General features: G+C 75.5%; 1 protein-coding gene. It reads left to right on the top strand.

What is annotated here, in order from left to right; genetic code table 11:
- Nucleotides 1–184 precede the first annotated feature (184 nt).
- Nucleotides 185–400 (top strand): hypothetical protein, encoded by a 216-nt coding sequence (locus tag FNQ90_RS26605; RefSeq protein WP_182608605.1) that lies wholly within the window; start codon nt 185–187, stop codon nt 398–400.
- Nucleotides 401–433: the final 33 nt, after the last annotated feature.

Here is a 433-nt window from a genome sequence, read left to right as displayed (position 1 = left end):
CCCGGGTACGGGCCGGCCCAGCGGGCCGGAACGCCGCACCCACCGGTCCACCGCGTCGCGGTCCCCGGCGGGACACCGCGACGCGCACGGGGCGGACGGCACCCCGCGCCGACCCCGCCGAACGGCACCACCCACCGCCGCCCGGGCACCTCACGCCGGTCCGGGCACGTCATCAAGGAGCGTTATGCCTCACCCCTGGCAGGACACGGAGCTGTCCGCCGCCGAACGCGCGGCCGATCTGCTGGCCCGGATGACCCTGGAGGAGAGAGTCGGCCAGCTCTCCTCCATCTGGCCCGGATCGGACGCGGGGGGCGAGGACGTCGCCCCGCTCCAGCACCAGTTCACCGGTTCCTCCGGCACCGCACCGGAGCGCACCGCGTCGATCAGCGGTTCGCCGTAGCAGCGCAGGACCGGCACCTCCACGTACCCACCG

Origin of the sequence: Streptomyces alkaliphilus (genome assembly GCF_014141535.1) — a bacterium.
Classification (GTDB): Bacteria; Actinomycetota; Actinomycetes; order Streptomycetales; family Streptomycetaceae; genus Streptomyces; species Streptomyces alkaliphilus.
The sequence above is the reverse complement of the archived record's forward strand: the minus strand, read 5'-3'. Positions and strand labels throughout refer to the sequence as shown.